This is a genomic window from Vibrio sp. SS-MA-C1-2 (assembly GCF_021513135.1).
GTDB lineage: Bacteria > Pseudomonadota > Gammaproteobacteria > Enterobacterales > Vibrionaceae.
Window position 1 is genome coordinate 1196709 of the sequence record NZ_CP090981.1, and the last position, 13487, is coordinate 1210195.

Annotated in this window: 10 protein-coding genes, 2 tRNA genes and 1 riboswitch; of the genes, 7 read left to right on the forward strand and 5 right to left on the reverse strand. The window is 38.2% G+C overall.

What is annotated here, in order from left to right:
- Nucleotides 1-28: 28 nt before the first annotated feature.
- From zipA to L0B53_RS10105, 5 genes are all read left to right on the forward strand, one after another.
- Nucleotides 29-1108 (forward strand): cell division protein ZipA, encoded by a 1080-nt coding sequence (gene zipA, locus L0B53_RS10085; protein ID WP_235061915.1) that lies wholly within the window; start codon nt 29-31, stop codon nt 1106-1108.
- 441 nt (nt 1109-1549) lie between these two features.
- Nucleotides 1550-3493, forward strand: coding sequence for a BRCT domain-containing protein (locus tag L0B53_RS10090; protein ID WP_235061916.1), 1944 nt, complete (start codon nt 1550-1552; stop codon nt 3491-3493).
- 177 nt (nt 3494-3670) lie between these two features.
- Complete coding sequence (gene gltX, locus L0B53_RS10095; RefSeq protein ID WP_235061917.1) at nt 3671-5095, forward strand: glutamate--tRNA ligase; 1425 nt, start codon at nt 3671-3673, stop codon at nt 5093-5095.
- 334 nt (nt 5096-5429) lie between these two features.
- Nucleotides 5430-5505, forward strand: a tRNA-Ala gene (locus tag L0B53_RS10100).
- A gap of 6 nt (nt 5506-5511) precedes the next feature.
- Nucleotides 5512-5587 (forward strand) — tRNA-Glu (locus tag L0B53_RS10105).
- A 408-nt stretch (nt 5588-5995) separates the two neighbouring features.
- On the opposite strand, the gene L0B53_RS10110 is transcribed toward L0B53_RS10105, so the two are convergent.
- Both L0B53_RS10110 and L0B53_RS10115 read right to left on the reverse strand, forming a co-directional pair.
- Nucleotides 5996-6574, reverse strand: a complete 579-nt coding sequence (locus L0B53_RS10110) for a thymidine kinase (RefSeq protein WP_235061918.1) — start codon at nt 6572-6574, stop codon at nt 5996-5998.
- Nucleotides 6575-6883: 309 nt separating this feature from the next.
- Entirely contained in the window at nt 6884-8470 is a 1587-nt protein-coding gene (locus L0B53_RS10115) for a Na+/H+ antiporter NhaC family protein (protein ID WP_235061919.1), read from the reverse strand.
- Nucleotides 8471-8584: 114 nt separating this feature from the next.
- Nucleotides 8585-8799, reverse strand: a riboswitch (Lysine riboswitch).
- A 376-nt stretch (nt 8800-9175) separates the two neighbouring features.
- Between L0B53_RS10115 and L0B53_RS10120 the strand changes: the two genes are divergently transcribed.
- Together L0B53_RS10120 and L0B53_RS10125 are read left to right on the forward strand one after the other, a co-directional pair.
- A complete protein-coding gene (locus tag L0B53_RS10120; protein ID WP_235061920.1) occupies nt 9176-9574 on the forward strand; it encodes an H-NS family nucleoid-associated regulatory protein in 399 nt (132 codons plus the stop codon).
- 280 nt (nt 9575-9854) lie between these two features.
- A complete protein-coding gene (locus L0B53_RS10125) occupies nt 9855-11069 on the forward strand; it encodes a hypothetical protein (RefSeq protein ID WP_235061921.1) in 1215 nt (404 codons plus the stop codon).
- A gap of 151 nt (nt 11070-11220) precedes the next feature.
- Here L0B53_RS10125 and hisIE read toward each other — a convergent pair whose 3' ends face one another.
- Genes hisIE through hisA form a run of 3 tightly spaced genes read right to left on the reverse strand, consistent with a single transcriptional unit; the run spans nt 11221 to nt 13435 of the window.
- The gene (gene hisIE, locus L0B53_RS10130) at nt 11221-11853 is read right to left on the reverse strand and encodes a bifunctional phosphoribosyl-AMP cyclohydrolase/phosphoribosyl-ATP diphosphatase HisIE (RefSeq protein WP_235061922.1); all 633 of its coding nucleotides are present in this window, start codon (nt 11851-11853) and stop codon (nt 11221-11223) included.
- Nucleotides 11850-12668, reverse strand: coding sequence for an imidazole glycerol phosphate synthase subunit HisF (gene hisF / locus L0B53_RS10135; RefSeq protein ID WP_235061923.1), 819 nt, complete (start codon nt 12666-12668; stop codon nt 11850-11852). The genes hisIE and hisF overlap by 4 nt, the downstream gene beginning before the upstream one ends.
- Nucleotides 12665-13435: a 1-(5-phosphoribosyl)-5-[(5-phosphoribosylamino)methylideneamino]imidazole-4-carboxamide isomerase gene (hisA, locus tag L0B53_RS10140; protein ID WP_235061924.1), complete on the reverse strand. Its 771-nt coding sequence runs from the start codon at nt 13433-13435 to the stop codon at nt 12665-12667. The genes hisF and hisA overlap by 4 nt, the downstream gene beginning before the upstream one ends.
- Nucleotides 13436-13487: the final 52 nt, after the last annotated feature.

The window sequence follows — 13487 nt, forward strand, 5'->3', positions numbered from 1 at the left end:
GGGTAATCGATAAGCAGAGATGACGTCAATGCAAGAAGATTTACGGTTGGTTTTAGTTATAGTGGGAGCGCTTGCTATTGCAGGGCTTCTTTTTCATGGGTTATGGACAAACAGAAAAGATAAACCAACAAAATTCAGTGAGAAACCATTAAAGAAATTTGCAGATAAATCTCAAGATAATACAGGTTTTGATGATGATGGTATCGGTGAAGTACGTGTCGTGAGTCGTGCTAATTCTTCTGAATCCAATGTGCCACCAGAAAAGAAGGCAGTCTCCCCAGAAAAAAGTGCGAGAAAAGAACCTGGTTTTAACTTTTCCGATGATCTTGTTACTGATGATCCACTTCTAAATAGTCAGAGTTCGTCAGCAGCGGATGTCACATTTACTGGTGCAGCTCAACCAAGCTTTTCAGCTGAAGAGCAAGAAGTTGCGAATCAAACGGCGATGAATTTAAATAAGAATGAAAACTTTTCATCTGTAGCTACATCATCAACAAATAACGCTTTAACGATGGAGTTTGACGCACAACAGCCTCAACCAGTGAATCGTCATCCAAATCAAGAGTTGATGGAATTTTCTGCTGTAACTCAAGAGTCTGTTATTGATGAACGAGTTGACGATACCGTAAATGAAACGGCTGACGCAATTGTGGTTGAACAGCCAATGGCCGAGCAGCCTATAGTTACTGAGCCAGAAGAGAAAGAACCTCTAGTTATTATCTTAAATGTCCATGCTAGTAAGGGGATGGAATTTAATGGAGCTCAACTATTTAATGCCATGGAGCAACATAGTCTTCATTTGGGCGAAATGGCGATTTACCATCGGCACGCCGATTTAGTTGGGGCTGGGAAAGTGCTCTTTAGTGTCGCTAACTCAGTAAATCCAGGGTCATTTATTACTGATTCAGTCGAGACTTTCACTACGCCTGGTGTTACCTTCTTTATGTCTGTTCCTTGCTATGGGAATGCAGAGCAAAACTTCAAACTGATGCTACAAACCGCACAACAACTTGCCGATGATATGGGTGGTTTGGTTATGGATGAGAAGCGTCACGTTATTTCATCGCAAAAGTTAGATGAAATTAGGCATAAAATTAAGTCCTATTAATCGACAGTGACTTAAAGAAAATCTGATAATTAGTTACAATAGAAAAATTAGAAATAAGGCTCCAATTAGGGAGCCTTATTTTATGGTGGATAATTTTGTGCCTCAATAAGGTTTCAAGCGTGTACTTATACTCAAAGTAATTGGAGTTGCTAGTAGGCGGCAAGTGAATGAGGCCTCATGAGTATAGGTGAATTATATGATTGGGGCGAATGAGCGCAGCCAACAACCTAGCAACTTCAAGTAAGAAGGGTATATACCTAAAGTAATTGGAGTTGCTAGTAGGCAGCAAGTGAGTGAGGCTTCATAAATATAGGCGTCCTATATGATTGGAGCGCACGAGTACAGCCAACAACCTATACTTCAAGTAAGAAGGGGATAGTAACTTCGAGTATGAAGGGCTTATATTATTCATTAGGTCGACTAGATTAGAGAGATGTGATTGTGTTAAATAGCCAACAGCAAGAGATATTCAAGCAACTAGATCCAACTATCAGTGAAACACTGCTTATTGAAGTAACAAATGGTAACCAGAGTTTTGAGTCTTTAGATAATGGTCAGCAACTGGCTGTTCTTAAACTAACAAATAGTTTATATCGAGCAGGTTATCCGTTGTTGGATGATATTAGTTATGATGCTCACCAAAATTATTTTAAGAGCAATAATCCAGATCACCCTTTTGTTAATCAAGTTGAAGACGAGGTGATTGTTGAGGGTAAAACCGTTGCATTACCCGTTAAAATGTTATCAACAGATAAAGCTTATAGTGAAAAAGAGATCCAACAGTGGATAAAGCGTATTAAAAAAGCTGCGCTCTCTTTAAAGATCCTAGAGCGTGATATTGAGCTTCGAGTAACGCCAAAACTCGATGGTTATGCCGCTTACGATGACGGTAATATTCTTTATACTCGAGGTAATGGCTTACAAGGTCGAGATATCTCTTTTGTTTTTAATCGTGGCTTAATGACAGCAGAAGGTAATGAGCGTGGTTTAGGAGCAGGAGAAATTGTTATCTCGAAAAGCTATTTTGCTGAAAATTTGGCGGAGCATTTTGAGAACTCTCGTAATATTCAAGCCTCAATTATTGCAGAAAAAAATGTCGATGAACGTGTTCAGCAAGCGGTGAATTGTGGCGCAGCTGTTTTCTTTCCTTTTGCAAAACTGCCTAACTGGCAAGGTTCGATCGCTGATTTCATCGCCAATTTCACCTCTATTACTAATGATATTTTAACCTCTAGTGATTATGATGTTGATGGTGTGATTATTGAAACCACCCATCAAGCCATAAAAGAGGAGATGGGGGCAACACGCCATCATCATCGCTGGCAGATAGCATTAAAATCTAATGATGAGAAAGCGGAAGTGAAAATTTTAGCCGTGATCCCTCAAACGTCTCGTAATGGTAAAATTACCCCTGTTGCTCAATTAGAACCTACTCGTCTTTCTGGTGCTGAAATTACGCGAGCAACAGCGCACAACTATGGCATGGTACGTGAAAAAGGAATTGGCAAGGGAACCATTATTCAGTTAGTGAGAAGTGGTTTGGTTATACCTAAAATAGAGAAAGTACTCAAACCTGCGACACCTGATATTCCTGATAATTGCCCTTGTTGTGATCAACCTTTAACGTGGGTCGATGACAACTTATTTTGTCTTAATACACAAGGTTGTCGTGACCAGATCGAAAAGAGCATCATCCACTTCTTTGATACGCTTGGAAATAATGATGGATTTGGTCCCGCGACAATTTCGATCTTATTTGACCACCAGATCCGTACTATTGCTGATGTTTATCAATTTGCTGATGATCCCCAACAGTTAGTTGAGATGGGTTATAAAGAGAAGACGGTAAATAATTTAGTTGATGCACTCAATAAGAGTCGTCAAATAGAAATTGAAGATTGGCGTTTCTTAGCGGCATTTGGTGTCAATCGTTTAGGGTTAGGGGTTGCAGAAAAACTATTACAGCATCATGGTATCGAGCAGCTATTCTCTTTGAGTGTTGATGATATCAAAGTGATTGATGGCTTTGCTGAAAAGACCGCGTTACAAGTTGTTGCTGGCTTAGCTGAAATTAAATCACAATTTGATGCGATTTATGGTCTAGGTTTTAACTTACAGATCACGCCAAATATTTTAGATTCTCAGCAATTAGGTTCAGTCATTGCAGGAAAAATTGTGGTCTTTACTGGCGCGATGAGCAGTGGCAGCCGTGGTGATATGGAGAAAAAAGCCAAAGAGCTTGGTGCTAAAGTTGCAAAGTCTGTTTCAGGCAAAACCCATTATTTGATCACTGGAGCAAAAGTAGGCGCGAATAAGATTAATGCCGCTGAAGCGAAAGGTGTGACGGTGATCAGTGAAGCTCAATATTTGGAGATGATTGACTAATGGGGGCTTTAATTTTTTCTCGTTATTTATTTTGAATAGAAGATAATTTGTCTAAGACAATAGACAGGTATTAGCTATCTAATGTTAGAATAGAACAAGAATAATCAATTTTACTTGAAATAAACATTAAAGCAGCAGTATTTGATTGCTGTTTTATCATCAATAAAGGCAAATAGAATGACGGTAAAAACACGCTTTGCGCCTAGTCCAACAGGTTTTCTTCACGTAGGTGGTGCTCGTACTGCCCTATATTCATGGTTATATGCACAACACCTTGGCGGTGAATTTGTATTGCGTATTGAAGATACTGATATTGAACGCTCAACTCAAGAAGCTATTGATGCGATCTTAGAAGGAATGTCGTGGTTAGGCCTGGATTGGGATGAAGGTCCTTATTATCAGACTAAACGCTTTGACCGTTATAACCAACTTGTTGATCAGTTATTAGCCGAAGATAAAGCTTATAAGTGTTACTGTCCAAAAGATCTACTTGATGAAATTCGTGAAGAGCAGATGGCGGCAGGTGTTAAACCTCGTTATGATGCGAATCACCCTGAGATCATTAAAGCGAATGCGGCTGCAACTGAAGATTCACCTTTTGTTATCCGCTTCCGTAATCCTAAAGAAGGAACGGTGGTATTTGAAGATCAAGTGCGCGGTAAAATTGAGATCGCAAACAGTGAATTAGATGATCTTATTATTCGTCGTACCGATGGTAGCCCAACTTATAACTTCTGTGTTGTCGTTGATGATTGGGATATGGAGATCACTCATGTTGTTCGTGGTGAAGATCATATCAACAATACACCTCGTCAGATCAATATCTATAATGCATTAGGCGCACCTGTTCCAGTATTTGCTCACTGTGCAATGATCCTTGGTGATGATGGTGCAAAACTATCTAAGCGTCATGGTGCGGTAAATGTGATGCAATATCGTGATGAAGGTTATCTACCACAAGCATTATTAAACTATCTTGTTCGTTTAGGTTGGTCTCATGGTGATCAAGAGATCTTCTCTATGGATGAGATGATTTCACTGTTTGAATTAACGTCAATTAGTAAGTCAGCATCCGCTTTTAATACGGATAAGTTGCTTTGGTTAAACAACCATTATCTAAAAACTGAATCTGCAGAAGAAGTGGCTAAGCATCTTGAGTGGCATTTAGCTCAACAGAATGTTGATATTACATCTGGCCCAGCAATTACAGAGGTGATTACTCTTGTTGCAGAGCGTTGTAATACCTTGGTTGAGATGGCTACACAATGTCGTTACTTCTACCATGATTATGAAGAGTTTGATGCAGCAGCAGCGAAAAAGCACCTTCGTCCTGTCGCTAAACAACCTTTATTAACAGTAAAAGAGAAACTATCTGGATTGACTGAATGGACTGTTGAAGCGATTCATCAAGTGATTCAAGACAGTGCAGCTGAACTTGAAGTTGGCATGGGTAAAGTGGGTATGCCACTACGTGTTGCTGCTACTGGCGCTGGTCAGTCTCCTTCAATTGATGCCGTTATCCACCTAGTAGGTAAGGATAACAGCATTGCACGTATCGAGAAAGCGATTGCATTTATTGAAGCGCGAGAAGCTGCTCAATAAATTTTCACTTTGAAGTGCTAACTAAATAGATGTATTTGGTTGATCAACGTAGAGAATATAAATAGGTGATAATAGAGTGTTTATCACCTATTGATGATTAGCTCTAATAAATTCTGAGATATCTTATAGAGATAAGGCAGTAATTTATTAGAGTTTTTTTATGCTAGTGATAATATATGGATAAAAAATAAACAGTTAACGCTTCGGTTGACTATTTTTTAGCTATTCAGTGATTAATCAGTCTAAATTTACTGAAAATGATATTGACACTTTTTTCGTTAACGCATAAAATCTCTTCCGTTGTTTGAGTTAACTCTATAACTTATCAGCATTTGGGGCTATAGCTCAGCTGGGAGAGCGCTTCGCTGGCAGCGAAGAGGTCTGCGGTTCGATCCCGCATAGCTCCACCAAATTCTGTCCCGTTCGTCTAGAGGCCTAGGACACCGCCCTTTCACGGCGGTAACAGGGGTTCGACTCCCCTACGGGACGCCAAATAAAAAAGCCTTGTCGTTATGACAAGGCTTTTTTGCTTTTATACCTTTTTATTCTTATACCTTTGTTACTTGAAGTTGCTAGGCTAGGTTTATAACAGTAACGGCATCATTCATTCGCCCCGATCATATATACTCTTCTTACTTGAAATTGCTAGGTTGTTGGCTACGCTCATTCGCTCCGATCATATAGCGCATCTATACTCATGGGATCTCATTCACTTGCCGCCTACTCGCAACTCCAATTACTTTGAGTCTATATTTATAGATCTTCACTCATTTGCCCGCTACTAGTGTAGTGGTCAATTAATTTGGGCAATTACTTTAGGTATAAAAATGAGATAAGAAAAAGGCCTGATGAATCAGACCTTAAGTATTTTTTTACTTTATGATGCAGAGGAGAAAACCCTTATTTATTTAAGGCTTCTTTATAATGTTTACGACATACTGAAACATATAACTCATTGCCACCAATAGCGACTTGATCGCCAGCAGCGATTGCTTTGCCATTCTCATCCTGACGAATAACCATATTGGCTTTACGACCACAGTGACAGATAGTTTTTAGTTCAACTAATTTATCTGCCCATGACAGTAAATAGCGGCTACCTTCAAATAATTCACCAACAAAATCGGTACGTAAACCATAGCAAAGCACTGGGATGTGAAGCTTATCGACAACTTCTGTTAACTGATAAACTTGCTCTTTGGTTAAAAATTGGCACTCATCGATTAATACACAATCAACTTTATTCTCTTCATTCAGTTGAGATATATTTTCGAAAAGATCATCGCTAGGGTTAAACAATGTTGCATCTGCTTCTAAACCAATTCGAGAGCTGACTTTCCCTGCACCATAACGAGTATCAATTGCTGCGGTAAAAATAAGAGGGTTCATACCTCTTTCTATATAGTTAAACGATGATTGTAATAATGTTGTTGATTTACCTGCATTCATTGCAGAGTAATAGAAGTACATTTGCGCCACAGCAGTGTCTCAGTAGTGATGATAATAATTAATAATGCTACAGAATTACCGAGCAAATAGAAAGAACAACACGCAGATATTAGAGATAAATTAAATGAAATTTGTGAAGTTGAAGCCGGATTTATCCAAAGGATTTAGTCGGTAGATTATCTGTTTTTACGGTCGATGAAAGTCAAAATATAGCGCTTAAATTTAGACAAAAAAATAGACTCAAGCTGTCGGTTTGAGTCTATTTTATCGATCTTTTTTCGCTTTACTTTCTGAGTTGTTTATTGATTACATTAAGCTATGATAATCAATAGGTAACGATTAAGCATTACTCTGAACAACCGCCATACGACGACTGCTTTTTGTTAGTAGGACCACAACAACAGCAAACGCAGCAAAAGTACTAACGAACGAGATGAGTAGCGAATCGGTAAAGCCAAGTACTAAGAAACCGAAGATTGAAATTCCGGCTACAGAAAGTGCATAAGGTAACTGAGTTGATACGTGATCAATATGGTTACAACGCGCTCCCGTTGAAGAGAGGATTGTTGTATCTGAGATTGGTGAACAGTGGTCGCCAAATACAGAGCCTGCAAGTACTGACGCTAACATCGGTAGCATAAGTGCAATGTCGGTTGCCGCTGCAAGATCTCCCGCGATAGGTAGCATGATACCGAATGTGCCCCAAGAGGTACCTGTTGAAAATGCCATGATGCCAGATAACACAAATAGAATAACAGGAAGTAGGCGAGGATCGATATTACCTTCCACTAATGTTGATAAGAACTTACCGGTTTCCATGTCACCAATAACGCCACCAATTGTCCAAGCAAAGAATAAGATTAGAATTGCGCCAAACATCGACTTAGCGCCTAACCATAATGCATTAAATACTTGAGTTGATGGTATACGTTGACGAGCAACTGGAATTGCCGCTGCAATCAGACCAATTAAACCGCCGTAGCAAAGAGACATACCTACATCTGTATTTTCAAATGCCCCAAGTAGCGAAAAAGCTTTACCGTCAGCAGCCAGAGATTGATTGCCAGTAAAGATCATCGCAGATACAGTCGCAACAATTAAAACAATAATTGGATTAACCAGATCTTTGACTTGGCCATTTTGGCTCTCTTCAATATCTAATTCATCATTTAAATCGTGGGCAATTTGGCTGCTTGCTGTCTCTTGATCTGTCGTCGAAAGTTGTTCATGACGACGCATTGGACCAACATCAATTGAGAACCAAGCAACGGCAAATACCATTAATAGTGCAAAAATGGCATAAAAGTTCATAGGCGCAAGCATTAAGAAAGCACCAAGAGGACTATATTCTGTTACTCCGTGGCTTAATAGAATGCCACCAATAATGGTAATAATGTAGGCACCCCAACTAGAAATTGGCGTAATAACACACATAGGTGCAGCAGTAGAGTCTAAAATATAGGCTAATTTAGGGCGAGAAACTTTATAACTATCAGTTACTGGGCGAGAGATAGAACCTACCGCTAAACTGTTAAAATAATCATCTACAAAAATAAACATCCCTAAGAAAGCGGCAAGAAGTTTGGCTCCTCGTTTCGATTTTATTTTTGTTTGTGCCCACTCAGCAAAAGCGCGAGTACCACCAGATAAAGTTAATAGTGCAGTCATCATTCCAAGTAAAATAAGGAAAGCAACAATACTCATATTCCAACTATTAATGCTTCCGTCATCAATAAATAGACCCGTTGCCGAATTAAAAATGTAGGTCGCAGTATTTACAATGGAAAAATCAGTTAATAAAAGTGAGCCAAGTAAAATACCAACACCAAGTGAAAGGATTACGCGTTTAGTCGCGATCGCTAAACCTAGAGCAATGATTGGGGGGAGTAATGATAGTGCGGATTGAGAGTAATTTGTAATGTCCATGATCTCAAAAAATACCTGTATTAGGTTGGAGATCTACTGTTAAACGAAGTCCGTTTTTGGTTTGTTAGTCCACTATCCATATGATTTTAATAGTAATAATTTGGATGTATCCTAACTTACAGTAGCGCCCCATAGTTATTATTTTCTATTTAAGCTCAAACCAAAGAGACTTAAAAGTTATATACTATGACAGTGTGGTTTCTATTCGAAGACCACCCCAGTTGGGCATGTGACCATGGTTCCAACTTCGGCATTAACTCCTTTAATAACTCCTCTCTGGTTTCACCCTAAGAGTTACGACTGATAGCTAATGCACCTCTACCTTTGTTAAGGGATTTTCATTCTACGTATATTTAATTGTATTGCAACAGGATAATTACAGATTATTTAATATTTCATTAACTGCTTAAAAATTGACTGATCTCAAGATTTAATATCAAAAAATAGGCGATAGTTATTCGAGTTAATACCTAATATTCGGTATATTGCACATGATTTAAATCTCACTCTTAATAACTTTAACTTTTATTTATTAAAAATCTAATTAAATTTATTTGAGTTCCAATTATTAAGTGCTAGAATTTGGGCATTGATTGATTATATAAAGCAGCTTCTTTCCTTAATTTTGAAAGTTCTTAAGAATTAAAGCTCTGATGAATAGAAAAGTCTGCGATAAATTTACAGTAAACGTTAAGGAATATTGAAATGAACGAAACATTAAAAGCATTACTTAATCTACGTAGCCTACGTGCATTATCTCGTGAATTAACGCTAGAGCAGTTACAAGAAGCGTTAGAAAAACTAACATCAGTTGTTACTGAGCGTGAAGAAGCAGAAGCTGCTGAAGCTGCAAATAATAAAGAACGTGATGCTAAACTTGCACAGTACCGTGAAATGTTAATTGCAGATGGAATTGATCCAGAAGAATTACTAGCGGCTGCAACTGAAAAGCAACCTAAAAAGAAACGTGCACCTCGTCCAGCTAAATATAAATTCATCGATGAAAATGGTGAAGAGAAAACATGGACTGGTCAAGGCCGTACTCCATCAGCTTTAAAAACTATTTTAGATGCTGGTCAATCTTTAGATGATTTCCTTCTTTAATATTAATTAAAAATTAGATTAAATTAATGAAAGCTGATTATTGATGACAATAATCAGCTTTTTTGTGTTTATCATTGAACTATTTCCCAAAACTTGCTTTTTTTTAAGCTTTACTTTCGATAATTTGCCACTGTGAAACTTCATCCGTTAATTAACGTAAGAGGTCTGCATGGAATTAATTAATCATAATACTTCAAATAGTCACATTTACTCTTGTTATGAACTGAGATATTTGAACACACGACTACTAATAGATTGTGGTTATGCGGGGGATTCGGGGATGAGCCCATGCTTAACGAATGAGGTGATCAACCAGATTGATGCGTTATTTGTGACCCAAGCAACACTAGAATCCATAGGTGGTCTTCCATGGCTTCTTGCTATGAATTCTCACATCCCAATCTACTGTAATCATGTAACAGCAGCAAGGTTACCAGAATTGCTATTTCAGTTATTATCAGAGTATCAATTTTCACCATCAAAGATAAAAAGTATTCTAGGCTATATTGACGCTCAAGTTATTCATGCTTCTTATAATCTCTGGAGCCTTCTCTTACATACCCCCAATTATCCAATCTATTACCGTTTTAATCTAAACGGCTATAGTGCAGATGCTTCTTATATCGAACTTAAATTTCCTGACAATAAGAAGGCATTGTTTGTTCATGGACTCGGAGATATCGATAAGCTTCACTTTTATAATTTAACCCTGCCGACACAAGCTGATCTGTTAGTATTAGAGAATAGAGCTTTTAACCTACCTTTTTGTTATCAAGATCGAAATGAAATTCTCCATAAAGTTATTTATCAGACATTATATCAAAAGCAGAGCGCTATATTTTGTTTATCGTCAAGTGCCGATTTGGTTGAGTTGTTATTCGATATTGAAAATATCATAAATAATGATAATGATATAAGAGATTTTGGATTCAATATACCAATTAAAACAGAGAAATATGTGTTAGATAACGTTGCTCTTTGGTTGAAGAAGTTAAAAGCTTGGTTTTGGCAGCAAGAGGTGCAATTAACAGAGTTAACACAATACTCAATTGATGAATTGGTACCGATCTCTTTCTATTCTCAACATCTATTATTAGCGAATCAAATTAAAAAACAGCAAGAGAACTATTTTATCTTCCTTAATTTAGACCGCAGTCTTTATGGACGAATGATTGATTATCTTGTCAGATTGTTACCAGAAAACAATAGCCAGTTTATATTCGTTGGCGATAAGTCAAAGAATAAAATTGCTTTACAAATACAAAATAAACAACAAAAAATAGAGATATTTAATCAGTCTATTCCTGTTCGAACCGAAAATTATACAATAGCAGGTAGTCAACGGTATGCTTCTTTTGAACAGTTGTTAACTCTCATTGAGGGGATGAATACATCACTAAAGACGTGCTACTTTCGATATAGTAATGAAGGACAGAGAGAACGATTAAATAAGTTGAAATCAATAAAGAAAGGAATCGTTATCGATTTTATTTAGTATAGTTGCCTATTTATATTCACTTGCTATCGAGTAGAAATTCTAATTAGTTTGGTACTTATCTTGAAGGAAAAGATAAAATAAAAAGGGATGATCCCTATCATCCCTTAAAACCGTGTTGTTCAATAACTATTAAGAATAGAAATCTTTATTATTGATGACGCTCTTTCAATTTAGCAATTACATCATCTAAACAAAGATCCTGATCTTGTAAGAGCACTAATAAATGGTAGATGAGATCGGCAGATTCACAGATCAGTTCAGGCTTATCACCCGATGTTGCAGCAAGCGCCACTTCAACGCCTTCTTCACCCACTTTTTGAGAGATACGTTTTGTGCCTCGTTCAAAAAGGCTGGCGGTATAAGATGACTTAGGATCGCTCCCTTTTCGTGCTTTTAATAGCTGCTCTAGTTGACTTAAAAATAGCAGAGAAGAGTGGTTATTCTCAGTGATTGAGTCTTGTTGCTGATCGAAACAGCTCTCTGTTCCAGTATGACAAGTTGGGCCTTTTGGCTCCGCTTGGATCAATAAAGTATCATTATCACAATCGACAGCAATACTCTTTAATGATAAATGGTTACCTGAGCTTTCACCTTTGGTCCATAGACGTTGCTTGGTACGAGAGAAAAAGGTAACTAGCTTTGAGTCTAAAGTCTTATTTAGCGCGGCTTGATCCATATAACCGAGCATCAATACTTGACCACTGCTGCTATTTTGGATGATCGCAGGGATCAAACCATCCACTTTTTCCCAATTGATCTGGCTTACATCAAATGAACTCATAATCTTACCTCAATATTTTCAGCGTCTAATTGTTGTTTTAACGCTTGGATTTCAATAATCTGTTTATGGAATACGGAAGCGGCAAGTGCACCATCAACATTGGTTTGTTTAAATACATCAACAAAATGTTCGATAGCACCGGCACCACCAGAAGCAATTAGTGGAACATGACAGATGGGACGAACCATGCCAAGTTGAGTTAAATCATATCCACCTTTCACGCCGTCTTGGTTCATCATGTTTAATACAATTTCACCGGCACCACGCTTCTGAACTTCTTCTACCCAATCTGCGGTTTCCCACTGTGTTAATTGGGTGCGAGTTTCATCTCCGGTAAATTGGTAAACCTGGTACTTACCTGTCTCTTTATCAAAATAAGAGTCGATACCGACAACAATACATTGAGTACCAAATTTTTCAGCCAGTTCGGTAATTAATTCAGGGTTAGCTAAAGCCGGGGAGTTGATTGAAATTTTATCGGCACCATATTGAAGGATTTTTGCTGCGTCCTCAGCCGTTTTTATCCCACCTGCGACGCAAAAAGGAATATCAATGACTTCTGCAACTTTTTGAACCCAGCTTTTGTCAACCACTCGTTGATCACTCGAAGCGGTGATATCGTAGAAGACCAATTCATCCGCACCTTCATCAGCATAACGTTTTGCCAGTGGAACAATGTCGCCAATAATTTCGTGGTTGCGGAATTGAACTCCTTTAACCACTTGGCCATCACGAACATCTAGGCAAGGAATAATACGTTTTGCTAATTGGCTTGTTTTATTTAACAAGCCTGTTTTTAAAGGATCTGAACTCATGACGTTACCTCTTGTTGCTCATTTGATAACTGCCCTTGTTGCCATATATCAATCGCTTGTTCGGTGGTAAATTTACCTTCTAGTAAAGCACGACCAACAATGACGCCAGATAATCCCAACCCTTTTAAGGCTGCAATATCATTGAGATCGCCGATGCCTCCTGAGGATTGAAATGCAATATCAGGGTATTGCTGGCAAAGGTAGCGATAAAGATCGACATTTGATCCCGCCAATGTGCCATCTAGAGAGATATCGGTACAAAGGACATGTTTTAAGCCAACTGTTTGGAAATCATTGATTAATTTCTCAATACTGATACCGGAATCTTCTTGCCAACCTGATACTGCGACATTGAAATTACCCATACCATCGGCTTTGACATCTAATGCTAAGACAATAGAGTCTGCGCCATATTTTTCAAACCAGCTTTTAACTAACTCTGGTTCTTTGACGGCTAATGAACCGATAACGACACGTTTAGCACCAGTTTTTAGTAAGTCTGAGACATCTTTTTCACTACGAATTCCGCCACCAATCTGGATATTGGCTGGGGTTTTTGAGATCAGTTCAGCGATCAGGTCGAGTTGGCGAGCTGAGGTATCTTTTGCACCAGTCAGATCAACTAAATGTAGCCAATTTGAACCTGCATTATAGTAGAGATTAAACTGCTCAACAGGATCAACTTGATATTCTGTTTTTTGGCCGTAATCTCCTTGGAAAAGGCGAACTACTTTGCCATCGATAAGGTCTAATGCTGGAATAATCATCCGTGTTCCTTATTTTAAATTTGGTGTATCGATGTAATCAAAGCCAATGTTG

Excerpts from the sequence above, each read along its gene's own strand:
- zipA (WP_235061915.1), top strand. The coding sequence starts at position 29 with ATGCAAGAAGATTTACGGTTGGTTTTAGTTATAGTGGGAGCGCTTGCT.
- gltX (WP_235061917.1), top strand. The coding sequence starts at position 3,671 with ATGACGGTAAAAACACGCTTTGCGCCTAGTCCAACAGGTTTTCTTCAC.
- L0B53_RS10115 (WP_235061919.1), bottom strand. The coding sequence starts at position 8,470 with ATGGACATTACAAATTACTCTCAATCCGCACTATCATTACTCCCCCCA.
- L0B53_RS10120 (WP_235061920.1), top strand. The coding sequence starts at position 9,176 with ATGAACGAAACATTAAAAGCATTACTTAATCTACGTAGCCTACGTGCA.
- L0B53_RS10125 (WP_235061921.1), top strand. The coding sequence starts at position 9,855 with ATGAGCCCATGCTTAACGAATGAGGTGATCAACCAGATTGATGCGTTA.
- hisIE (WP_235061922.1), bottom strand. The coding sequence starts at position 11,853 with ATGAGTTCATTTGATGTAAGCCAGATCAATTGGGAAAAAGTGGATGGT.
- hisF (WP_235061923.1), bottom strand. The coding sequence starts at position 12,668 with ATGAGTTCAGATCCTTTAAAAACAGGCTTGTTAAATAAAACAAGCCAA.
- hisA (WP_235061924.1), bottom strand. The coding sequence starts at position 13,435 with ATGATTATTCCAGCATTAGACCTTATCGATGGCAAAGTAGTTCGCCTT.